Origin of the sequence: Kitasatospora sp. MAP12-44 (assembly GCF_029892095.1) — a bacterium.
Classification (GTDB): domain Bacteria; phylum Actinomycetota; class Actinomycetes; order Streptomycetales; family Streptomycetaceae; genus Kitasatospora.
Genome location: NZ_JARZAE010000004.1, coordinates 1355323 through 1374842 on the forward strand (window position 1 = coordinate 1355323; position 19520 = coordinate 1374842).

Genomic DNA, 19520 nt, shown 5'->3' on the forward strand with positions numbered 1-19520 from the left:
GGCGGCCGCCGTGTTCCCCATTCGCGCAGGCCGGGGCGTTCATCAGGGTTCAAGCTCATGTGACGGGGGCAATTGCTGCGACAGTCATGCCATCTGATGGTGTGACCAGAACCTCCGCCGCCCCACCAGGGCTCAGTGGATCCTGTCACAGCACACAGCGTCAACGGCACCACCCACCCAGCCGGCCCTCTCCTCCCCGGGAGTCCGATGTCCGATGCCATCACACTTCAGCTGCCGTCCCCGCCGCGGCTAAGCCCGCATCGGGACAATGCCGAGACCCGGCACGCGCACTGGCTCGCCACGTACGCGATGCTCGGCAGCCGGCTCGACCGCGCGGGGTACGCCCGTTGGGACGTGCCCGGTCTGGCCTCTCTCAGCTACCCCGACTGCGCGCCCGAGGAACTCTCCCTCGTCACCGATCTGATGGGGTTCTACTTCCTCTTCGACGACCAGTTCGACGGGCCCCTCGGACGCCGCCCCGGCGAGGTGGCCGCCATCTGCGACGAACTGACCGGCGTGCTGCACGGGCGCCGCCCCACGCCCCGCCGATCGCCCTGCACGGAGGCCTTCGAGAACCTCTGGCGGCGGATCACCGAAGGCATGTCGGACCGCTGGCGAGCCCGTGCCACCTACAACTGGGAGTGGTACTTCGCCAGCCACCCGGCCGAGGCGGCCGGTCGACTCGGCGGCCAACCACCGGACCGTGACGGCTATCTGATCCTGCGTCGGGGAACCGCCGCGATGGAGACGGTGCTCGACATGGTGGAGCGGGTCGGCCGCTTCGAGGTGACCCCCGCCGCCTTCCACTGCCCGCAGCTCAGACAGCTGCGCCAACTCGCCGCCGACATCCCCTCGCTGACCAACGACGTACGCTCGTTCCCGCAGGAGGCGCTGCGCGGCGACGTCAACAACCTGGTGATGATCGTCCAACGCGAGCGCGGCTGCTCGCTGCCGGAGGCCGGCGCGGCAGTGCTCGCCGAGGCCCAGGTGATGGCCCAGCGCTACACCCGGATCGTCGACGAACTACCCCGCACCTACCGGGATCTGGAGCTCGGGCCGGACGAGCGCCGAACAGCCCAGCGCTACGCCGACGGACTGACCGCCTGGCTGACCGGCTACCTCGACTGGGAGGGCAGCACCGGCCGTTACCGGGCAGCGTGACCATCCCTCCACGTACCGTAGCCGATCGCGCCGAGCGCGGCTAGGGTGTCGAACGCGCGCCACCCGGCCCACCCGCAAGGCATATGGGAGAAGAGACTTGACGATCTTTCAGCCCCCCACGACCTACAAGTCCCGCTACGAGAACTGGATCGGCGGGGCCTGGGTCCCCCCGGTCCGCGGCCAGTACTTCGAGAACCCCACCCCGGTCACCGGCCAGGTGTTCTGCGAGGTGGCTCGCGGAACCGCCGAGGACATCGAGCTGGCCCTGGACGCCGCGCACGCGGCCGCGCCCGAGTGGGGGCAGACCGCCCCGGCCGCACGCGCCCTGGTGCTGAGCCGGATAGCCGACCGGATCGAGGCCAACCTCGAACTGCTCGCCGTCGCGGAGAGCTGGGAGAACGGCAAGCCGGTGCGCGAGACGCTGGCCGCCGACCTCCCGCTCGCCATCGACCACCTGCGCTACTACGCGGGTGCGATCCGGGCCCAGGAGGGCGGCCTCTCGCAGATCGACGAGGACACCGTCGCCTACCACTTCCACGAGCCGCTGGGCGTGGTCGGCCAGATCATCCCGTGGAACTTCCCGCTGCTGATGGCGATCTGGAAGCTCTCGCCGGCCCTGGCGGCCGGCAACGCCGTGGTGCTCAAGCCCGCCGAGCAGACCCCGGCCTCGATCATGGTCCTGATGGAGCTGATCGCCGACCTGCTGCCGCCGGGCGTCGTCAACGTGGTCAACGGCTTCGGCGTCGAGGCCGGCAAGCCGCTGGCCTCCAGCAGCCGGATCCGCAAGATCTCCTTCACCGGCGAGACCACCACCGGCCGGCTGATCATGCAGTACGCCAGCGGCAACCTGATCCCGGTCACCCTGGAGCTGGGCGGCAAGAGCCCCAACCTCTTCTTCGCGGACGTCGCCGCCGAGCGGGACGACTTCTACGACAAGGCGCTGGAGGGCTTCGCGATGTTCGCCCTCAACCAGGGCGAGGTCTGCACCTGTCCCAGCCGGGCGCTGATCCAGGCCCCGATCTACGACCGCCTGCTCGCCGACGGCCTGGACCGGGTCCGGGCGATGCGCCAGGGCAACCCGCTGGACACCGACACCATGGTCGGCGCCCAGGCCAGCAACGACCAGCTGGAGAAGATCCTCTCCTACATCGAGATCGGCCAGGCCGAGGGCGCCAAGGTGCTGGCCGGCGGCGAGCGGGTCGACCTCGGCGGCGACCTCTCGGGCGGCTACTACGTCGCGCCCACCGTCTTCGAGGGCGACAACAGCATGCGGATCTTCCAGGAGGAGATCTTCGGGCCGGTGCTCGCGGTGACCCGCTTCGAGGACTTCGCGGACGGCATCGCGATCGCCAACGACACGCTCTACGGGCTGGGCGCCGGGGTCTGGAGCCGGGACGGCTCCAACGCCTACCGGGCCGGCCGGGCCATCCAGGCCGGCCGGGTGTGGACCAACTGCTACCACGCCTACCCTGCGCATGCAGCCTTTGGCGGCTACAAGAACTCCGGCTTCGGCCGGGAGACCCACCAGATGGCCCTGCAGCACTACCAGCAGACCAAGAACCTGCTGGTCAGCTACTCGACCAAGGCGCAGGGCTTCTTCTGATGACGCCGCCGACGCCGGTCTCCCAGGTGGCGGTGACCGAGGCCGCCGCCGAGCTGCTGCGGGAGCTGACCGCCGAGCACGGCCCGCTGATGTTCCACCAGTCCGGCGGCTGCTGCGACGGGTCGGCGCCGATGTGCTACCCCGCCGGGGAGTTCCTGACCTCGGACAGCGACGTGCTGGTGGGTGAGCTGGCGGTGCGGGGACTGGCGCCGGTCCAGGTCTGGATGGGGCGCGACCAGTTCGCCTACTGGTCGCACACCCACCTGACCATCGACGTGGTGCCGGGGCGGGGCAGCGGCTTCTCGGTGGAGTCGCCGACCGGCAAGCGCTTCCTGACCCGCTCACGGCTGCTGACCGACGAGGAGGCGGCCGCGCTCGGCCCGCGCTGACCCTGACGTGGGCCCCGGCACGCTGGTGCCGGGGCCCACGCGTCAGCTCGGCGGCAGGCAGCCCCGGACCGCCGCGATCAGGCTGCGCGAGCGGATGTCGCCGGTCACCCCCGGCTGCATCCCGTTGGTCACATAGCCGAAGCCGATGCCGAGCGACGGGTCCGCGAAGCCCAGCGAGCCACCCCGCCCCGGGTGGCCGAAGGCGGCCGGCGAGGACATCGGCGAGGTCGGCCCGTGCCGGAAGAAACCGTGCCCGAACCGGGAGTTGACGATCAGCACGCGGTCCGGCCCGTCCGAGGCCGGCCCGCCCGCCTCGGCCAGCGTCGGCCCGTCGAAGAGCGCCGGCAGCACCTCGCCGGGGCGCCCGTGCCGGTCGGCGGCGCCGATCAGCGCGGCGTAGAAGCGGGCCACCGAACGGGCCGTGCCGATGCCGTTCGCGCCCGGGATCTCGGCCGCCTGGGCCGCCGGGTCGTTCAGGTCCAGGGTCGGGCGCACGACGGCGAAGGCGCGCGCGGTGAGCGTGGCCGGGTTCTGGTAGGCGTCGACCACCGACTGCTTGGGCCGCAGCCGCAGCCCGCTCGGACCGGCCTGGACGGCGGCCGGCGGCATCGGCAGGTCCACCAGCTTCCCGACCCGCGGCGCGGCCTCGGCCGGCAGCCCGATCCACAGATCCAGGCCGAGCGGCCGGGCGATCTCCTCCGCGAAGTACCGGCCGACGGTGCGTCCGCTCACCCGGCGGACCACCTCGCCGACCAACCAGCCGAAGGTGTAAGGGTGGTAGCCGTGCGCGCTGCCCGGCTCCCAGGCCGGCGCCTGCGCCGCCACCGCCGCGACGGCCGGCTCCCAGGCCAGCACGTCCTCCACCCGCAGCGGGACGTCCAGCGCGGGCAGCCCGGCCCGGTGCGAGAGCAGCCAGCGCACCGGCACCCGCTCCTTGCCGGCCGCCTTGAACTCCGGCCAGTACGCGGCCACCGGCGCGTCCAGGTCGAGTTGCCCGCGCTGGGCCAGCAGCAGGGCACTGGCCGCCGTCAGCCCCTTGGTGACCGAGCGCAGCAGCTGCGCGGTGTCGGCCGTCCAGGCGACCGCCGGAGCCGGGCGCCCGCCCACCTCGGGACGCGCGTCGCCGCCCCATACGTCAACCACCTTGCGCCCGCGCACATACAGGGCGAAGGCGGCGCCGAGCTCACCGTAGTCGCGGAAGTTGCGGGCGAACGCCTCCCGAACGGGCTCGTACCCCTCGGCCGTCTCGCCCCAGATCTCCACCACAGCGCGCCGCCTCGACTCGGTTCATTTCCATACCCACCCGCCCCTCGAACCTTAGTCTGATCATCATGAGCGATCCTTCGGATGAACTGCTGAACATCGTCGACCAGCAGGACGAGGTCATCGGCACGGCCACCCGCGGTGAGGTCTACCGCCAAGGGCTGACCCATCGCTGCGTGATGGTGCTGGTCCGAAACGCCGAGGGCCGGATTTTCGTCCACCGGCGGTCGCCCGACAAGCTCTTCGCGCCGGGGGCGTACGACGTCTTCGTCGGGGGCGTGGTGGGCGCCGGTGAGACCTACACGGAGGCGGCGATCCGGGAGGCCGAGGAGGAACTCGGGGTCACCGGCGTACGCCTGGAGCCCCTTTTCAAGTTCCTCTTCGAACAGGGGTCCTATTCCTGGTTCTGCGATGTCCACCAGGCCCGCTGGACCGGCCCGGTCTCGCCGCAGGTCTCGGAGATCGACTGGTACGACTGGCTCACCGACGACGAGGTCGCCGAGCGCCTGCACGTCTGGGACGTCGTCCCCGACGGACGCGAGGCCTACCGCCGCTACCTCGAGCGCCCGGCGGGCTCGTCCTGGGACTACGCGCCCCCGCCCTCCTCGTAGGGATCCCAGTCCGGGTGCTCGGCCCGCGCCCAGAGCGGATCCACGCTCCCCGTGCGCATCCCCAGCCGCGCCTGGGGATCCCTGGCCGCCATCCAGATGTGCCCGGCGACCACCACGCCGACCGCCAGCGCCAGCCAGTCGTGGACGAAGCTCGCCCCGACCCGCCAGGTCAGCGAGGACAGATGGGTGAACCACATCAGCAGCCCGGTCCCCAGCATCACCAGGGTGGCCCCCGCGATCCAGCCCGCGAAGAGCTTCTGCCCGGCGTTGAACTTGCCCGCCCGGCGCCGGTAGCGCCGGCGCAGGGCGGCCCGCAGCCAGTCCGCGTCGTACGGCGCGAAACGGTTGAGCCGCCCCAGATCGCGGCGCAGTGCCCGCGAGGCGAGGCCGACCAGCACCGGCACCGGCAGCATCAGCCCGGCCCACTCGTGCACCACGACCAGCAGCCGGCGCCGCCCCACCAGCACCGCGAGCTGCGGCAGGTAGAGGAAGGCCGCGGTGATCACGCAGGTCATCATCAGCGTGGCGGTGACCCGGTGCGCCCAGCGCTCGGCCGGTGTGAAGCGCGGCAGCCGGCCGTCCGGACCGCTCGGCGGCTCAGCTGGTCGGGGCATCGTCGCGTCCGTTCGACTTGCCCACCCAGGCGTCGACGTCATAGCCGTAGTTCTCCCAGTAGCCGGGCTCGACGCTTGAGGTCACGGTGATACCCGAGAGCCACTTGGCCGACTTGTAGAAGTACATCGGCGCGACATACAGCCGCACCGGGCCGCCGTGGTCGTGGGTGACCGGCTTGTCCTGCATCTTCAGCGCGACCAGCACGTCGTCCCGGCGGGCCTGGTCCAGCGTGAGGCTCTCGGTGTACTCGCCGTCGAAGCAGCTGAACTTCACCGCGGTGGCCCCCGGGCGCACGCCCGCCGCGTCCAGCAGATCGGCCAGCCGGACACCCTCGAAGGGCGTGCCGGGCACCCGCCAGCCGGTCACGCACTGCACATCGTGCACGATCCGGTGCTGCGGCAGCGCCTGCAGGTCGGCCAGCGCGTAGCTGCCGGGTTTGTCGACCAGGCCGCCGACGGTCAGCTGGTAGTCCTTGGGCGCGGGGACGGCACCGGTGACCGAGTAGTACTGGAAGCCGCCCGAGTCGGGCAGCAGGGCGGTCAGGCCCGTCGGGTCCTGCCGGGAGACCGCGGACAGCACCGAGCCCACCGCCCGCTGCAGGACGGGCCCGGCCACGACCCCGGCCGCGCCCAGGCCGAGCATGCCCAGCACGAGCCGCCGACCGACCGGGGTGCCTCTGCTGGGCGGAGTCTCGTTCACAGGCCCATTCTGGCCACGCTCGGACCCCACCGGACACCCCTGGGGGGTTACCGTCAGACTTTCGTCATCTCTGACCGTCGCCCCAGCCGTCTAAGGTGTGCAGCTATGGCTTCCCGTACGCCCGCAACGGCTCCCCGTACGCCCGCTACGGCCCCCCGGACCCCGCAACGGCGCAGGTTGAGCGTGGACGAGCGGCGCGAGCAGCTGATCGCCGTCGCGCTGGAGCTGTTCAGCTCCCGGCCGCCGGAGGAGGTGTCGATCGACGACATCGCCGCCGCGGCCGGCGCCTCCCGCCCGCTGGTCTACCACTACTTCCCGGGCAAGCAGGCGATCTACGAGGAGTCGCTGCGGCGGGCCGGCCAGGAGCTGGCCGGCCGCTTCGAGGAGCCCCCCGCCGGTCCGCTCTCCGAGCGGCTGCACCGGGTGATGGGCCGCTACCTGGACTTCGTGGAGAGCCACGGCCCCGGCTTCGAGGCCCTGCTGCGCGGCGGCTCGGTGGCCGCCAGCCCGGGCACCAACGCCGTGATCGACGAGGTCCGGCGAGCCGCGCACGACCAGATCCTCTCCCACCTGGCCCTGGAGCGGCCCAGCACGGCCCTGCGGCTGACCGTACGGGTGTGGATCGCCAACGCCGAGATCAGCGCGCTGGAGTGGCTGGCCGACCGGCGGCGCCAACCCCGCGAGGAGCTCCAACTGCGGCTCGTCCAGGACTTCGTGGCGGCCCTGGTGGTGACGGCCTCGCGAGAGCCGGAGCTGGCGCAGGCCCTGGTCGGCTTCCTCGCCGCCGAACGCGCGGGCAGCCCCACCGGCAAGCTGGTGCAGGGGATGGCCGGGCTGCTGGCGGCCCCCGGACTGGCCGAAGCCGTCGGCCTGCTGGTGCTGGGCGGCGAGCCCGAGCCCGTCTGATAGAAAAGTCACCGGCGGGGGAACGCCGCAGCACAGTCGAGCACGGCAGAACGGGGGGCTCCGGACCATGACGCAGGACGGCTACGCCGACGGCGGTACGGCGGCAGCGGCCGCCGCCGAGCGGATCTCGGCGAGCGTGGACGCGCTGGCGGACGCCCTGCTCGGCCCGGGCGCCACCCGTCAGCCGCTCGCCGCGCTCACCGGCTTCCGCGAGCCCTCGGACGCCGACCGCGCCCCCGCGCTCTTCGACCACTGGCTGACCCTCTCCGGGCCCGGCCGGCTCGCGGTGCGCGGCCTCGGCACCCTGGTCTCCGGCGGCTCGGCCAGGCCCGCTGCCCCGACCACGGCGACGACCGTCGAACGACTGCTCGCCCGCTACGGCCACGCGCCCGTCCGCGGCGTGGTCGGCCCGCCGGACGCCGCCGCCTTCCAGCTCCCCGTCAGCGCCGAGCCCTCGGGTGCCCCGCTGCGCCCCGAGTTCGCCGCCCCGCTGGCCCGCCTCGCCGCCGGCCGGCAGACCCTGACGCCCGCCGAACTGCCCACCGGCCAGGGGGTGCAGGTCCGGCTGGCCGTCCCGCCGGCCTTCCACGCGCTCACCGCGCGCGGCGACGGCGCGGCGCTGGCCGAGCAGCTCGCCGAGGTCGCCGACGAGCTGTTCGCCGGCGCCGACAGCACCGCACGGCGGGACTGGGCCGTGGTCGGCGCCACGCTGGCCGATCCGGCCGAAGCGGCCGGGGTGCTCTACGCGGGCGTCGCGGCGGTGCGGATCGAGGGCCGGCCGAGCAACGCCTCGCTCGTGGTCGCACTCCACCACGCCCCCGGCACGATCGCCGAGTTGGCCGGCGAGCTCGCCAACTCCCGTCCGCAGGCCGAGGTCTGGACGGTGATCCTGCCGTCGGGACCGGCCGCGGTCCTGGTCCAGGGGCGGACGGCGGCGGTGCCCGGCGTGCTCGCCCAGGACGGCGCGCGGCGCTGGCTGGTGACGTCCGTGGTGCAGGCCTTCCTGCCGCTGCCGGACGGCGAGTCGGTGCTGACCGTGCAGCTGGGAACCGCGCAGGGCGAGGACTGGGCGCTGTACACCGAGGTCTTCGCGCAGCTGCTGCAGAGCATCGAGATCGGCTGGGACGGGGTGGGGCCGGCCCTCAAGACGGCGGTACCGGCCCCGCCGGTCCTTCCCCCCGCAGCCGCGCCCGCTCCTGCGCCCGCACCCATCCCCGAGCCCGCCCCGGCCCGGCAACCGCTCGACCCGTTCGGCACGGTGACGGCGGATCAGCCCCTGGACCCCTTCGGCACCGTCACCCGCACCACCGACGCCCAGCCGCCGGCGTCCGCACCCGCAGTGGCCCCGGCACCCGCACCCGAGCAGCCCCGCAGCAAGGGCACCCCGGTCAACATCCCGCCCCCGGACTTCGACCCCTTCGCCCCCCAGCCGGACACGACGACGGGCGCGGAGCGGCCGATGCCGCCCGCGCCCGCGTGGGACCCGTTCTCCTAGCCAGGGCACGCCCGTCCTAGTCGAGAGCGCCGTCCGGCAGCCGGTACACCCGCCGGATGCTGGTGCCCAGCCGCACCACGTCCGCCCCGTACACATGGATCGAGATCGCCGTCGAGCTGCACCCGTTCTGCACCCGGTGGATGTCCCCGGGCGGCGCGAACCCGCAGACCGAACCCTGCGGGTTGTCCACGTCCTCGGTCGCGGTCAGCCGTGCGGCCGAGCCATCCGGCACCAGCCGGTAGCGGCGCTCGGTCTCCCGCCCCTGGTGGACCCCGGCGACGCACCAGGAGACATGGTCATGGATCGAGGTGCGCTGCCCGGGCAGCCAGACCAGCGCGACCACCGAGAAGCTCCCGTCCGGCTCGGCGTGCAGCACGTGCTGCCGGTAGCTGTCGGGGTCGCCCTCGACCTGCTGCTCGGTCAGCAGCTCGGCTCTGCCGAGGTAGGGCCGAAGCCGCTCGCCGACCAGGTGGGCGGTCAGCTCGGGGTCGAGCCCGTGGGCCACGACCTCCCGGATCTCGGAGACAAGCGCGTCGGTCAGCACCGTGGTGCGGGCGGAAACAGTCTGCACGGTCATACCGACCAGCCTGCGGCCGACCAAGCCGATCCGTCCAAGGAGGGATTCTTCGCCTCCCCCTAGGCCCGCTTATGGACACCTGATGGAGCGTCAGCAGCCCAACCGCGCACCGGCGACCGCCCGCAGCTCGTTCAGCACCAGCTCGGTGGCCGGCAGCGGCAGGTGCTCGCGCAGCACGTACGCCGAGACCTGGCGCCGCACATGCGGCTCCAGCGCCCGCCCGGTGACCTTGGCGTGGCAGAGGAAGGAGAGCACCAGCGAGGGGACCACCGCCAGGCCGACCCCGGCCGCCACCAGGCTCTGGATGGCCAGGTTGTCATCGGTGGTGAAGACGATGTCCGGCTGGAAGCCCTCCTCCGCGCAGACGTGCAGGAAGTTGGCCCGACAGCGCGGACAGCCCGCGATCCACCGGGCACCGGTGAGCTCGGTCAGCCGCACCGCGTGCCGGCGGGCCAGCTGGTGGCCGACCGGCAGCAGCACCGTCAGCAGGTCCTCCATCAGCGGGATCTCGACCAGCTCGGGCGGCACCTCGGCCCGCATCCCGGGGTAGCGGAAGGCGAGCGCGATGTCGCACTCGCCGGCCAGCAGGCGGTTCAGCGACTCCGGCGGCTCCGCCTCCAGGAGTTCGACCCGGACGCCGGGGTGCTGGGTCAGCAGCCGGGCCATCGCGTCGGGGATCAGCGTGGCATTGGCGCTGGGGAAGGCGCAGACCCGGACCTGACCCGCCCGCAGCCGGGACAGCGCCCGTAACTGCTGCTGTGCGGCCCCCAGATTGCCGAGGATCACCTCGGCGTGCCGGGCGAGCGTCTCGCCGGCCTCGGTCAGCCGCATCCGCCGCCCGGCCCGCGCGAAGAGCGGCACCCCGACGTCCCGCTCCAGCGCCTTGATCTGCTGAGTGACGGCCGGCTGCGTGTAGCCGAGCACCCGGGCCGCGCCGGTGTACGAGCCGGTGTTCACCACTTCGTGGAAGGTCCGGATGTGCCGGGTGTCCAACATCGCTGAATCATAAGCAGAACTTTGGCTGACGGGACACACCATCGGCTCAACCGATCATCAGAGTCCCAGCAACCCGGCCGCCCTGCCAACCCCTGCCCGACCCCTGCCCGACGCCTGCTAGCCGTTGATGCGCCGTCCCTTGAGCAGATAGCCGACCACCCCGCCGACCAGCAGCGTGCCGGCCAGCGCGATCCACAACGGCGTGGTGACCGTGAAGAGCCAGAACTGGATCTTCACGCTGTTCAGGTTGGCGAGCAGGAACCAGAGCACCAGCGCCGCGATCACCACACCGGTGATGACCCGCGTGGGGATGCCCCCGATCTCGCTGTTCTTCTTCTGGCCCGCGAAGGATGAGCTGTCCCGGTTCTTGGTCACAGGGGAAGTCTGCGGGCCGGGCCCGCCCACCGCTTCGGCGGTACGCGCCGCGCTGGGCCGGACAGGGCAATCAGCTCCCCCGCACGAGTGACACCTAGTGGTCGGTCTTACCCGCGCAACTGGGAACACTCCCGGCACAGCGGAGGTTCACCTTCCGGAAACACTCGACAACATCAGAGGGGCACTCCTTCTCGTGAGCACCATTCCCACCGTCACCCTGAACAACGGCGTACGGATCCCGCAGCTCGGCTTCGGCGTCTGGCAGGTCCCGGACGACGCGGCGACCCTCGCCGTCCGCACCGCCATCGAGACCGGCTACCGCAGCATCGACACCGCCGCGGTGTACGAGAACGAGGTCGGCACCGGCGCGGGCATCCAGCAGGCCGGCGTGGCCCGCGAGGAACTCTTCATCACCACCAAGCTGTGGAACAGCGGCAAGGCCGACTGGTCCGGCGAGGCCGGCCGCGACGCCGTACTGCGCGCCTTCGACGACTCCCTCGGCAAGCTGGGCCTGGAGTACGTGGACCTCTACCTGATCCACTGGCCGCGCCCGATGCACGGCAGCTACGCCAACGTCTGGCATGCCTTCGAGCAGCTGCTGGCCGACGGCCGGGTCAAGGCGATCGGCGTCTCCAACTTCGGCCAGGAGCAGCTGACCCGGCTCTTCGACACCAGCTCGGTGGTCCCGGCGCTGAACCAGGTCGAGCTGCACCCGTTCTTCCCGCAGCACGAGCTGCGCGCCTTCCACGCCGAGCACGGCATCGCCACCGAGGCATGGAGCCCGCTGGGCCAGGGCAAGGACCTGCTGACCCACCCGGCGCTGACCGCCATCGCCGAGAAGCACGGCCGCTCGGTGGCCCAGGTGGTGCTCCGCTGGCACCTGCAGAGCGGCGTGATCGCCATCCCGAAGTCCGTGACCCCCTCGCGGATCAAGGAGAACCTGGACGTGACCGGCTTCGTGCTGGACTCGACCGACCTGGCAGCCCTGGCCGCCGTCGAGACCGGCGAGCGGATCGGCCCGGACCCGCAGGGCTTCGACTGGAACTGACCTCCGGTCACAGCTGAGGGGGTCCCCACCACCCGGTGGGGACCCCCTCAATATCTCCACCAAAAAGGTGGCGAATCGTTACGCCTCCGGCGACAGCCGGGCCGCCTTCGCGAGCAGCACCAGCGCCTTCTCGTGATCGACCTCCTCCAGCGGCGAGAGCAGCTGACGCTGCACCTGCGCCACCGCGGCGGAGGAGCTGTGCAGCAGCTCCTGACCGGTCGGCGAGAGCGAGAGCAGGTTGCGCCGCCCGTCCGAGGGGTCACGACGGCGCAGCACCAGGCCGCGCCGCACCAGCCGGCTGACCATCTCGGCCATCGTCGCCTTGTCCAGCGACGCCAGCTCGCCCACCGTGCGCTGGTCGGCGCCCGGCTCGGTCTCCAGCGCGTCCAGCACGGCGTACTGGGGCGCTGTCAGGTCGGCCCCGACATGCTCGGACCAGAGCTTGGTGTGCACCTGCTGGCCGACCCTGATCAGGTAGCCGACCGCCCGCTGGGCGTCCAGCAGCGGCCGGGCGTCGCTGAGCGCGGCCACCGCGGCCGGCTCCAGCCTGGCTATCTTGGCCAGCACCCGGACGAGTTCGAGCTGCTCCTCGGGTGCCAGCGGCTCGAAGAGGGTCCGCTGCACGCGCACCACGCCGCCGGTGGCCTCACGGACCGCCTGTGCGCCGTTCTGCGAGAGCGCGAGCAGCTTGCGCCGGCCGTCAGCCGGGTCGCGGCGGCGCAGCACCAGACCGCGCCGCACCAGCCGAGCGACCATCTCGGCCATCGTCGCTTTGTCCAGCGACGCCCGCTCCCCCACCGTGCGCTGGTCGGCGCCTGGTTCGAGCGCGAGCGTGAGCAGGACAGCGAACTGAGGAGCCGTCAGTTCGGCCCCCACGTGTTCGGACCACAGCCGGGTGTGCACCTGCTGGGCCACGCGGATGAGGTGTCCGGGCGACTGCTGAAGTCGTCCGGGTACACGGGTCGTCGGGATCTCCCCCAGCACCATGAATCCGTCCTGATGTCACACCCGGCGTGCTGTGGGACACCCGGGCGGGGCAGTAGCGGCGTGCTGGTCTCCCCCGGTGGCAGATCGTCACCAACCGCAGTGGTTTCGACCCGAATCGAGGGGAGCTCCGCCGTGCAGCCGACGGCTGCTGGCGCACACTATACAAACGCTTGCTGTGTTGCGGCAGGCAGGGGCGGATAGTAGACGGATGTTCGGGCGACTTGTGGTATTTCGTCCCGTGCCTGAGACCCCGACACCCGCCTGTACGAACCCTGAGAACTCGGGTGTACGAACCCTGCCGGCTGCGGCAGGCCTACTCTGGCCGTCCATCCTACCCGCCGGTAGGGTGACCGGGCAGCGCTCTCCTAACCCCTGTTCACAAGCGAGAGGGACAGTGATTCCCATGACCGAGACCGAGCAGAGCAGCACTCCCAGGGTCGCCGTCGTCACCGGCGCGGCCCGCGGCATCGGCGCCGCGACGGCCCTGCGGCTGGCCGCCGACGGGTACGCCGTCGCGGTGGTCGACCTGGAGGAGTCGGCGGGCAAGGACACCGTCGACCGGATCGTCGCGGCCGGCGGCCGGGCGCTCGCGGTCGGCGCGGACGTCTCGGACGCCGCCCAGGTGCAGGCGGCCGTCGACCGGATCGCCGCCGAACTCGGCGCCCCGGTCGTCCTGGTGAACAACGCCGGCGTGCTCCGCGACAACCTGCTGTTCAAGATGTCCGAGGCCGACTGGGACCTCGTCATGAACGTGCACCTGCGCGGCGCCTTCCTGATGACGCGTGCGGTGCAGAAGCACATGGTGGACGCGGGCTTCGGCCGGATCGTCAACCTCTCGTCGTCCTCCGCCCAGGGCAACCGCGGCCAGGCCAACTACTCGGCCGCCAAGGCCGGGCTGCAGGGCTTCACCAAGACGCTGGCCATCGAGCTGGGCAAGTTCGGCATCACCGCCAACGCGGTCGCCCCCGGCTTCATCGCCACCGACATGACCGCCGCCACCGCGGCCCGGGTCGGCATGGAGTTCGAGGCCTTCAAGCAGGCCGCGGCCACCCAGATCCCGGTCAACCGGGTCGGCTACCCCGAGGACATCGCCCACACCATCTCGTTCCTCACCAGCGAGGGTGCGGGCTTCGTCTCCGGCCAGGTCATCTACGTCGCCGGCGGACCGCTCGACTAGAGCGCGGGCGCACCAAGGCCCGGTCGTCCGCGCACCAGCGCCGGACGGCCGGGCCTACGACTGTGCGAGCGCGCGCAGCCGGGCTGCCTCGGCGACCATCGCGGCGCGCTCGGCCCGGCGGGCCTTGCGCGCCTCGTCCGCGCCGACCGGCTCCACCACGTGGAAGCAGGCACCGCAGACGTACCCGCCCTCCGGCCCCTCGGAGACCGGGGCGCCGCAGTGTGCGCAGTACCGGGAGTAGGTGACGGTGGCGACCATGACGACCTCGCATCGGGTACGAAGAGTACGTCCACCGTAGCGTCTTGATGCCGCATCAGAAAGGGTGTCCCAGCAGCCGGACCGCCCCCGGTCAGCGGTCGGTCAGCCGTCGTTGCCGTGGCCGGCCATCGAACCGGTGCCGTCGCAGGTCCGGCAGGGCTCCTCGCGGTACGCCTGCTTGCTGCCGTCCGCCGACACCCGGTAGCGGGTGTAGGTCCCGGTGCCCTTGCAGAGGAAGCAGTTCCCTCCACCGTCGCGTTCGGTGGTGCCGGTGCCCTTGCAGGTCCGGCACTGCAGACCGGCCAGTCGTCCGGTGCCGGTGCAGATGGTGCACACCGCGATGCTCACGCCGGTCCTCACTTCTGTGCGCCCCCCACCGAGGGGCTGCCTGCTCCCCTTGCGGGGCCGTTCCCCCGAGGGTAGCGCCCGGCGTAGCCTGGATTCGTCCCCTCAGCCGGCCCGAGGGAGGTGGACGGGCATGCGAGCGACCACACCCCGCCGCTGGCGCAGCGGCACCGAGCCGCGTTTCGCGCGCAGCGACCTGAAACTGCGCTTTCTGCTCTCGGTGATCTTCACCCCGTTCTTCGCGTTGATCACCGCCGCCTTCGCGGTCTTCGCGGCCATGGCGAAGCCGACCAGCGTGCCCAGCCGGGGCACCCTGGTCGGCTTCGCGATCGTCTGCTTCGTCCTCACCGTGGTGGCCGCCATCGACCTCTGGGTGGTGATCCGGCGCCGCCAGGTCGAACTGTGAGCCTCAGACCGGCCGATCAGCGGCCGCCGACGGCCTGCTTGACCAGGGTCCGCCCGAAGTCCCACATCAGGCCGCTGCCGCGGTGCGCGTCGTCCATCACCTCGGTGAAGGCCTCGACAAAGCGGTCCACCTCGCGCTCGGTGATGATCAGCGGCGGGATCAGCTTGATCACTTCGAGCTGGTCACCGGAGACCTGGGTCAGGATCCGGTGGCGCTGGAGCAGCGGGACCACCACCATCTGCGCGAAGAGCCCCTTGCGGGCGGCCTGCAGCGCCGTCCAACCGGTGCGCAGCTTCAGCGACTTGGGGCGGCCGAACTCGATGCCGATCATCAGTCCGCGGCCTCGGACATCGGCCAGCAGCTCGTAGCGGTCGACCAGCGCGGCCAACCGTGCGCGGAACAGGTCGCCGACCCGGCGGGCGTTCTCGACCACCTGCTCGTCCCGCATGACATGCAGCGTGGCGAGCCCGGCGGCCATCGCCTGGGCGTTGGAGCCGAAGCTGGCAGAGTGCACCAGCACCCGGTCCATCGAGGAGTAGACCTTCTCGAAGATCCAGCTCTTGCCGATCGTGGCGCCGATCGGCACATAGCCGCCGGAGAGCGCCTTGGCCGCGCAGACCAGGTCGGGCAGCACGCCCTCCTCGTCCTGGTAGGCGAAGAAGGCGCCGGTGCGGCCGATGCCGGTCTGCACCTCGTCGCAGATCAGCAGCGCCTTGTGCTCGTGCAGCAGCGCCTGGGCCGCGCGCAGCCAGCCGGGCGGGGCCGCCTGCACGCCCTTGCCCTGGATCGGCTCGACGATCAGCGCGGCGACGTCCCCCTTGCGCAGCTCGCGGGTGAGCGCGCCGAGATCGCCGAGCGGGATCGCGGTGTCCGGCAGCAGCGGGTCGAAGCCCTTGCGGAAGCCGCTCTCGCCGTTGACCGAGAGCGAGCCGGCGGTGAGGCCGTGGAAGGCGTGGTCGCAGTAGAGCACCCGGCGCCGACCGGTCGCGTAGCGGGCGAACTTCAGCGCCGTCTCGACCGCCTCGGTGCCGCTGTTGCCGAAGAAGACCCGGTCCAGGCCGGGCGTGCGCGCGATCAGCTGCTCGGCCAGCAGGCCGGGCAGCGGCGGGCAGTCGAAGCGGGTGAGGTCGGGCAGGTCGAGCTCCATCACCTGCCGGATCGCGTCGCGCACCACCGGGTGGTGGCGCCCCAGCGCGAAGATGCCGAAGCCGGCCAGCATGTCGAGGTACTCGTGGCCCTCGTCGTCGTAGAAGTACGCGCCGCTCGCCCGGTCGTACGTCTTGTCGAAGCCGATGGTGTGCAGCATCCGCGGGAGCTGCGGGTTGAGGTAGCGGCTGTGCAGCTCGTAGCGCTCGCCGCCGCGCTCGGAGAGCAGGGCGGCGAGGTCGAGGCCGGCGGCCGGGTGGTCAGCTGGCACGGGGCTCGTTCACTCCTCGGGTAGGCAGCAGGTGCTTGGCGAAGACGGCCGTCTCGGCGGCGATGCCCGTCCCGGTCAGGCCGGCCTCCTCCATGATCTCGCCGCGCGAGGCGTGCGAGAGGAACTCCTGGGCGAGCCCCAGGTCGCGCAGCGGGGTGTCGACCTCGGCGTCGCGCAGCGCCTGGGCGATCGCCGCACCGACGCCGCCGGCCCGGCCGTTGTCCTCGACGGTGACCACCAGGCGGTGCTCGGCGGCCAGCTTGGGCAGCTCGGGGTCCACCGGCTTGACCCAGCGCGGGTCGACGACGGTGGTGGCGAAGCCGTCCGCGGTGAGCAGCGCCGCAGCGTCCAGGCAGGCCGCCGCCATGGTGCCGACCGAGACCAGCAGGATGTCCTGGCCGCTGCGGCCGGGAACGACGGTGCGCTGCAGCACGTCGATGCCGCCGACCTGTTCGATGGCCGGGACGACCGGCCCGACCTCGCCCTTGGGGAAGCGGACCACGGTCGGCGCGTCCGCCACCTCCAGCGCCTCGCGCAGCTGGGCGCGCAACTGCTCGGCGTCACGCGGCGCGGCCAGCCGCAGGCCCGGGACGACCTGCAGGATCGACATGTCCCACATGCCGTTGTGGGACGCGCCGTCGTTGCCGGTCACCCCGGCCCGGTCGAGCACGAAGGTGACGCCGAGCCGGTGCAGCGCGACGTCCATCAGCACCTGGTCGAAGGCCCGGTTGAGGAAGGTCGCGTAGACCGCGACCACCGGGTGCAGCCCGGCGGTGGCCAGGCCCGCGGCGCTGGCCACCGCGTGCTGCTCGGCGATCCCGACGTCGAAGGTCCGCGCTGGGTAGGCCTTGGCGAACGGCGCCAGACCGACCGGCTGGAGCATCGCGGCGGTGATCGCCACCACGTCCGGGCGCAAGCCGCCGACCGCGAGCAGCTCGTCGCCGAAGACCGACGTCCAGGAGGTGCCGCCGGCCGGCGAGACCGGCAGGCAGGTGTACGGGTCCATCGCACCGACCGCGTGGAAGCGGTCCGCCTCGTCCAGCTCGGCGGGCCGGTAGCCGCGGCCCTTGACGGTCAGGCAGTGCACGATGACCGGCCCGCCGAAGCCGCGCGCGCGGCGCAGCGCGGACTCGACGGCGGCGATGTCGTGGCCGTCGATCGGGCCGACGTACTTCAGCCCGAGGTCCTCGAACATGCCCTGCGGCGCGAAGGAGTCCTTGAACCCCTTCTTGGCGCCGTGCAGCGCCTCGAAGATCGGCTGCCCGACCACCGGGGTGCGCTGCAGCGCCTCCTTGCCCCAGGCCAGGAAGCGCTCGTAGCCCTGGGTGGTGCGCAGCGTGGCGAGGTGGTTGGCCAGACCGCCGATGGTCTTGGCGTAGGAGCGCTCGTTGTCGTTGACCACGATGACCAGCGGACGGTCCTGGGCCTCCGCGATGTTGTTCAGCGCCTCCCAGGCCAGGCCGCCGGTGAGCGCGCCGTCGCCGATCACCGCGACGGTCTGCCGGTCGGTGCGGCCCTGGATCTGGTGGGCCTTGGCGATGCCGTCGGCGTAGCCGAGCACCGTGGAGGCGTGCGAGTTCTCGATCACGTCGTGCTCGGACTCGGCCCGCGAGGGGTAGCCGGACAGGCCGCCCCTGGACCGCAGCCGGCTGAAGTCCTGACGGCCGGTGAGCAGCTTGTGCACATAGGTCTGATGCCCGGTGTCCCACAGGATCCGGTCGTTCGGGGAGTCGAAGACTCGATGCAGCGCGATGGTGAGTTCGACGACCCCGAGGTTGGGTCCCAGATGGCCGCCGGTCCGGGTGACCGACTCGATCAGGAACTCCCGGATCTCCTGGGCCAGCTGCGGCAGCCGGTTGGCCGGCAGCCGCTTGAGGTCGGCTGGTCCCTGGACGGACGACAGGAGTGACATGGCTCCACCTCTTGGTCGATCTCTTGGGTCGTTCTCTTGGGTCGATGCGGTACTGACGGAACGTCCTGTGATCAGCCTGCCGCGATCACCGCGGGTGCGCCTGTCGGACCTCCCTCGGCCTGCATCTGCTCGGCGAGCTTGAGCGCCTCCTCGATCAGGGTCTCGACGATCTTCGACTCCGGAACCGTCTTGATCACCTCGCCCTTCACGAAGATCTGCCCCTTGCCGTTGCCCGACGCCACCCCGAGGTCCGCCTCACGGGCCTCACCCGGACCGTTCACGACACAGCCCATCACCGCCACCCGCAGCGGCACCTCCATGCCCTCGAGCCCGGCGGTGACCTCCTCCGCCAGCTTGTAGACATCCACCTGCGCCCGCCCGCAGGACGGGCACGACACGATCTCCAGACCGCGCTGACGCAGGTTCAGCGACTCCAGGATCTGGTTGCCGACCTTGACCTCCTCGGCCGGCGGCGCCGACAGCGAGACCCGGATGGTGTCCCCGATACCCTCCGCCAGCAGCGCGCCGAACGCCACCGCCGACTTGATGGTGCCCTGGAACGCCGGCCCTGCCTCGGTCACGCCCAGGTGCAGCGGATAGTCGCAGGCCGCCGCGAGCTGCCGGTAGGCATTGATCATCACGACCGGGTCGTTGTGCTTCACCGAGATCTTGATGTCCCGGAAGTCGTGCTCCTCGAACAACGAGCACTCCCACAGCGCCGACTCCACCAGCGCCTCGGGCGTCGCCCGCCCGTACTTCTCCAGCAGCCGCTTGTCCAACGACCCCGCGTTCACACCGATCCGGATCGGCACACCCGCGTCCCTGGCGGCCTTGGCGATCTCGCCGACCTTGTCGTCGAACTGCTTGATATTGCCAGGGTTCACCCGCACCGCCGCGCAACCCGCCTCGATCGCCGCGAACACGTACTTCGGCTGGAAGTGGATGTCCGCGATCACCGGGATGCCCGACTTCTTGGCGATCACCGGCAGCGCGTCCGCGTCGTCCTGGGTCGGCACCGCCACCCGCACGATCTGGCAGCCCGAGGCCGTCAGCTCCGCGATCTGCTGCAGCGTCGCATTGATGTCGGCCGTCACCGTCGTGGTCATCGACTGCACCGACACCGGCGCGTCACCACCGACCGGAACAGAGCCCACCATGATCTGCCGGGAGTGCCGGCGGGTGGCAAGCGGCTTGAGCGGCAGGGACGGAATACCAAGTGAGATCGCGGTCATGAGTGGCTCATCCTCAGGGTGCTCGTCGTCTTGGTGCCATGGTCCGGC

At 71.7% G+C, this 19520-nt stretch carries 21 protein-coding genes; 9 read left to right on the forward strand and 12 right to left on the reverse strand.

The window, feature by feature from the left end; genetic code table 11:
* Nucleotides 1-207 precede the first annotated feature (207 nt).
* The 3 genes from P3T34_RS06745 to P3T34_RS06755 all read left to right on the forward strand — a co-directional run bounded on the left by P3T34_RS06745 (nt 208) and on the right by P3T34_RS06755 (nt 3153).
* The gene (locus P3T34_RS06745) at nt 208-1161 is read left to right on the forward strand and encodes a hypothetical protein (protein ID WP_280665070.1); all 954 of its coding nucleotides are present in this window, start codon (nt 208-210) and stop codon (nt 1159-1161) included.
* A gap of 97 nt (nt 1162-1258) precedes the next feature.
* Nucleotides 1259-2764, forward strand: a complete 1506-nt coding sequence (locus tag P3T34_RS06750) for an aldehyde dehydrogenase family protein (RefSeq protein ID WP_280665071.1) — start codon at nt 1259-1261, stop codon at nt 2762-2764.
* Nucleotides 2764-3153 carry a DUF779 domain-containing protein gene (locus tag P3T34_RS06755; protein ID WP_280665072.1) on the forward strand — a complete coding sequence of 130 codons (390 nt, stop codon included), beginning with the start codon at nt 2764-2766 and terminating at the stop codon, nt 3151-3153. Before P3T34_RS06750 ends, P3T34_RS06755 begins: the two co-directional genes overlap by 1 nt.
* Before the next feature lie 42 nt (nt 3154-3195).
* Here P3T34_RS06755 and P3T34_RS06760 read toward each other — a convergent pair whose 3' ends face one another.
* On the reverse strand, nt 3196-4419 hold the full coding sequence (locus tag P3T34_RS06760; RefSeq protein WP_280665073.1) for a serine hydrolase domain-containing protein: 1224 nt from the start codon (nt 4417-4419) through the stop codon (nt 3196-3198).
* Between the two features lie 65 nt (nt 4420-4484).
* Here P3T34_RS06760 and P3T34_RS06765 point away from each other — a divergent pair, with 65 nt between their 5' ends.
* A complete protein-coding gene (locus P3T34_RS06765; RefSeq protein ID WP_280665074.1) occupies nt 4485-5027 on the forward strand; it encodes an NUDIX domain-containing protein in 543 nt (180 codons plus the stop codon).
* Here the strand turns inward: P3T34_RS06765 and P3T34_RS06770 are convergent.
* Both P3T34_RS06770 and P3T34_RS06775 read right to left on the reverse strand, forming a co-directional pair.
* Nucleotides 5003-5641 (reverse strand): cytochrome b/b6 domain-containing protein, encoded by a 639-nt coding sequence (locus P3T34_RS06770; protein ID WP_280665075.1) that lies wholly within the window; start codon nt 5639-5641, stop codon nt 5003-5005. The two genes, P3T34_RS06765 and P3T34_RS06770, sit on opposite strands and share 25 nt — an antisense overlap.
* Nucleotides 5625-6284 carry a molybdopterin-dependent oxidoreductase gene (locus P3T34_RS06775; protein ID WP_280671869.1) on the reverse strand — a complete coding sequence of 220 codons (660 nt, stop codon included), beginning with the start codon at nt 6282-6284 and terminating at the stop codon, nt 5625-5627. Before P3T34_RS06775 ends, P3T34_RS06770 begins: the two co-directional genes overlap by 17 nt.
* Nucleotides 6285-6446: 162 nt before the next feature.
* On the opposite strand from P3T34_RS06775, the gene P3T34_RS06780 reads away from it, so the two are divergent.
* Both P3T34_RS06780 and P3T34_RS06785 read left to right on the forward strand, forming a co-directional pair.
* Complete coding sequence (locus tag P3T34_RS06780) at nt 6447-7247, forward strand: TetR/AcrR family transcriptional regulator (RefSeq protein WP_280665076.1); 801 nt, start codon at nt 6447-6449, stop codon at nt 7245-7247.
* 67 nt (nt 7248-7314) lie between these two features.
* On the forward strand, nt 7315-8742 hold the full coding sequence (locus P3T34_RS06785; protein WP_280665077.1) for a hypothetical protein: 1428 nt from the start codon (nt 7315-7317) through the stop codon (nt 8740-8742).
* Between the two features lie 16 nt (nt 8743-8758).
* Here the strand turns inward: P3T34_RS06785 and P3T34_RS06790 are convergent, their stop codons facing one another.
* The 3 genes from P3T34_RS06790 to P3T34_RS06800 form a co-directional block, all read right to left on the reverse strand.
* Nucleotides 8759-9319, reverse strand: a complete 561-nt coding sequence (locus P3T34_RS06790) for a cysteine dioxygenase family protein (protein ID WP_280665078.1) — start codon at nt 9317-9319, stop codon at nt 8759-8761.
* A gap of 90 nt (nt 9320-9409) precedes the next feature.
* The gene (locus P3T34_RS06795; protein ID WP_280665079.1) at nt 9410-10315 is read right to left on the reverse strand and encodes a LysR family transcriptional regulator; all 906 of its coding nucleotides are present in this window, start codon (nt 10313-10315) and stop codon (nt 9410-9412) included.
* Between the two features lie 117 nt (nt 10316-10432).
* Complete coding sequence (locus tag P3T34_RS06800) at nt 10433-10690, reverse strand: LapA family protein (RefSeq protein WP_280665080.1); 258 nt, start codon at nt 10688-10690, stop codon at nt 10433-10435.
* A 193-nt stretch (nt 10691-10883) separates the two neighbouring features.
* Between P3T34_RS06800 and P3T34_RS06805 the strand changes: the two genes are divergently transcribed.
* On the forward strand, nt 10884-11738 hold the full coding sequence (locus P3T34_RS06805) for an aldo/keto reductase (protein ID WP_280665081.1): 855 nt from the start codon (nt 10884-10886) through the stop codon (nt 11736-11738).
* A 78-nt stretch (nt 11739-11816) separates the two neighbouring features.
* Here the strand turns inward: P3T34_RS06805 and P3T34_RS06810 are convergent, their stop codons facing one another.
* Nucleotides 11817-12653 carry a MarR family winged helix-turn-helix transcriptional regulator gene (locus P3T34_RS06810; RefSeq protein WP_280665082.1) on the reverse strand — a complete coding sequence of 279 codons (837 nt, stop codon included), beginning with the start codon at nt 12651-12653 and terminating at the stop codon, nt 11817-11819.
* A gap of 475 nt (nt 12654-13128) precedes the next feature.
* Between P3T34_RS06810 and fabG the strand changes: the two genes are divergently transcribed.
* Nucleotides 13129-13902 carry a 3-oxoacyl-ACP reductase FabG gene (gene fabG / locus P3T34_RS06815; RefSeq protein WP_280665083.1) on the forward strand — a complete coding sequence of 258 codons (774 nt, stop codon included), beginning with the start codon at nt 13129-13131 and terminating at the stop codon, nt 13900-13902.
* Nucleotides 13903-13956: 54 nt separating this feature from the next.
* Here the strand turns inward: fabG and P3T34_RS06820 are convergent, their stop codons facing one another.
* On the reverse strand, nt 13957-14160 hold the full coding sequence (locus P3T34_RS06820) for a hypothetical protein (RefSeq protein WP_035804446.1): 204 nt from the start codon (nt 14158-14160) through the stop codon (nt 13957-13959).
* Nucleotides 14161-14262: 102 nt separating this feature from the next.
* A complete protein-coding gene (locus tag P3T34_RS06825) occupies nt 14263-14508 on the reverse strand; it encodes a hypothetical protein (protein ID WP_280665084.1) in 246 nt (81 codons plus the stop codon).
* Between the two features lie 130 nt (nt 14509-14638).
* On the opposite strand from P3T34_RS06825, the gene P3T34_RS06830 reads away from it, so the two are divergent.
* Nucleotides 14639-14911 carry a DUF6343 family protein gene (locus P3T34_RS06830; RefSeq protein ID WP_280665085.1) on the forward strand — a complete coding sequence of 91 codons (273 nt, stop codon included), beginning with the start codon at nt 14639-14641 and terminating at the stop codon, nt 14909-14911.
* A gap of 16 nt (nt 14912-14927) precedes the next feature.
* Here P3T34_RS06830 and P3T34_RS06835 read toward each other — a convergent pair whose 3' ends face one another.
* From P3T34_RS06835 to ispG, 3 genes are all read right to left on the reverse strand, one after another.
* The gene (locus tag P3T34_RS06835; RefSeq protein WP_280665086.1) at nt 14928-16328 is read right to left on the reverse strand and encodes an aspartate aminotransferase family protein; all 1401 of its coding nucleotides are present in this window, start codon (nt 16326-16328) and stop codon (nt 14928-14930) included.
* Complete coding sequence (gene dxs, locus P3T34_RS06840; protein ID WP_280665087.1) at nt 16318-18240, reverse strand: 1-deoxy-D-xylulose-5-phosphate synthase; 1923 nt, start codon at nt 18238-18240, stop codon at nt 16318-16320. The genes P3T34_RS06835 and dxs overlap by 11 nt, the downstream gene beginning before the upstream one ends.
* Before the next feature lie 71 nt (nt 18241-18311).
* Nucleotides 18312-19472: a flavodoxin-dependent (E)-4-hydroxy-3-methylbut-2-enyl-diphosphate synthase gene (gene ispG / locus P3T34_RS06845; RefSeq protein WP_280665088.1), complete on the reverse strand. Its 1161-nt coding sequence runs from the start codon at nt 19470-19472 to the stop codon at nt 18312-18314.
* Nucleotides 19473-19520 lie beyond the last annotated feature (48 nt).

Coding starts and splice junctions, on each gene's coding strand:
- P3T34_RS06745 (WP_280665070.1), top strand. CDS start 208: ATGTCCGATGCCATCACACTTCAGCTGCCGTCCCCGCCGCGGCTAAGC.
- P3T34_RS06755 (WP_280665072.1), top strand. CDS start 2,764: ATGACGCCGCCGACGCCGGTCTCCCAGGTGGCGGTGACCGAGGCCGCC.
- P3T34_RS06765 (WP_280665074.1), top strand. CDS start 4,485: ATGAGCGATCCTTCGGATGAACTGCTGAACATCGTCGACCAGCAGGAC.
- P3T34_RS06770 (WP_280665075.1), bottom strand. CDS start 5,641: ATGCCCCGACCAGCTGAGCCGCCGAGCGGTCCGGACGGCCGGCTGCCG.
- P3T34_RS06775 (WP_280671869.1), bottom strand. CDS start 6,284: ATGCTCGGCCTGGGCGCGGCCGGGGTCGTGGCCGGGCCCGTCCTGCAG.
- P3T34_RS06780 (WP_280665076.1), top strand. CDS start 6,447: ATGGCTTCCCGTACGCCCGCAACGGCTCCCCGTACGCCCGCTACGGCC.
- P3T34_RS06785 (WP_280665077.1), top strand. CDS start 7,315: ATGACGCAGGACGGCTACGCCGACGGCGGTACGGCGGCAGCGGCCGCC.
- P3T34_RS06790 (WP_280665078.1), bottom strand. CDS start 9,319: ATGACCGTGCAGACTGTTTCCGCCCGCACCACGGTGCTGACCGACGCG.
- P3T34_RS06795 (WP_280665079.1), bottom strand. CDS start 10,315: ATGTTGGACACCCGGCACATCCGGACCTTCCACGAAGTGGTGAACACC.
- fabG (WP_280665083.1), top strand. CDS start 13,129: ATGACCGAGACCGAGCAGAGCAGCACTCCCAGGGTCGCCGTCGTCACC.
- P3T34_RS06820 (WP_035804446.1), bottom strand. CDS start 14,160: ATGGTCGCCACCGTCACCTACTCCCGGTACTGCGCACACTGCGGCGCC.
- P3T34_RS06830 (WP_280665085.1), top strand. CDS start 14,639: ATGCGAGCGACCACACCCCGCCGCTGGCGCAGCGGCACCGAGCCGCGT.
- dxs (WP_280665087.1), bottom strand. CDS start 18,240: ATGTCACTCCTGTCGTCCGTCCAGGGACCAGCCGACCTCAAGCGGCTG.
- ispG (WP_280665088.1), bottom strand. CDS start 19,472: ATGACCGCGATCTCACTTGGTATTCCGTCCCTGCCGCTCAAGCCGCTT.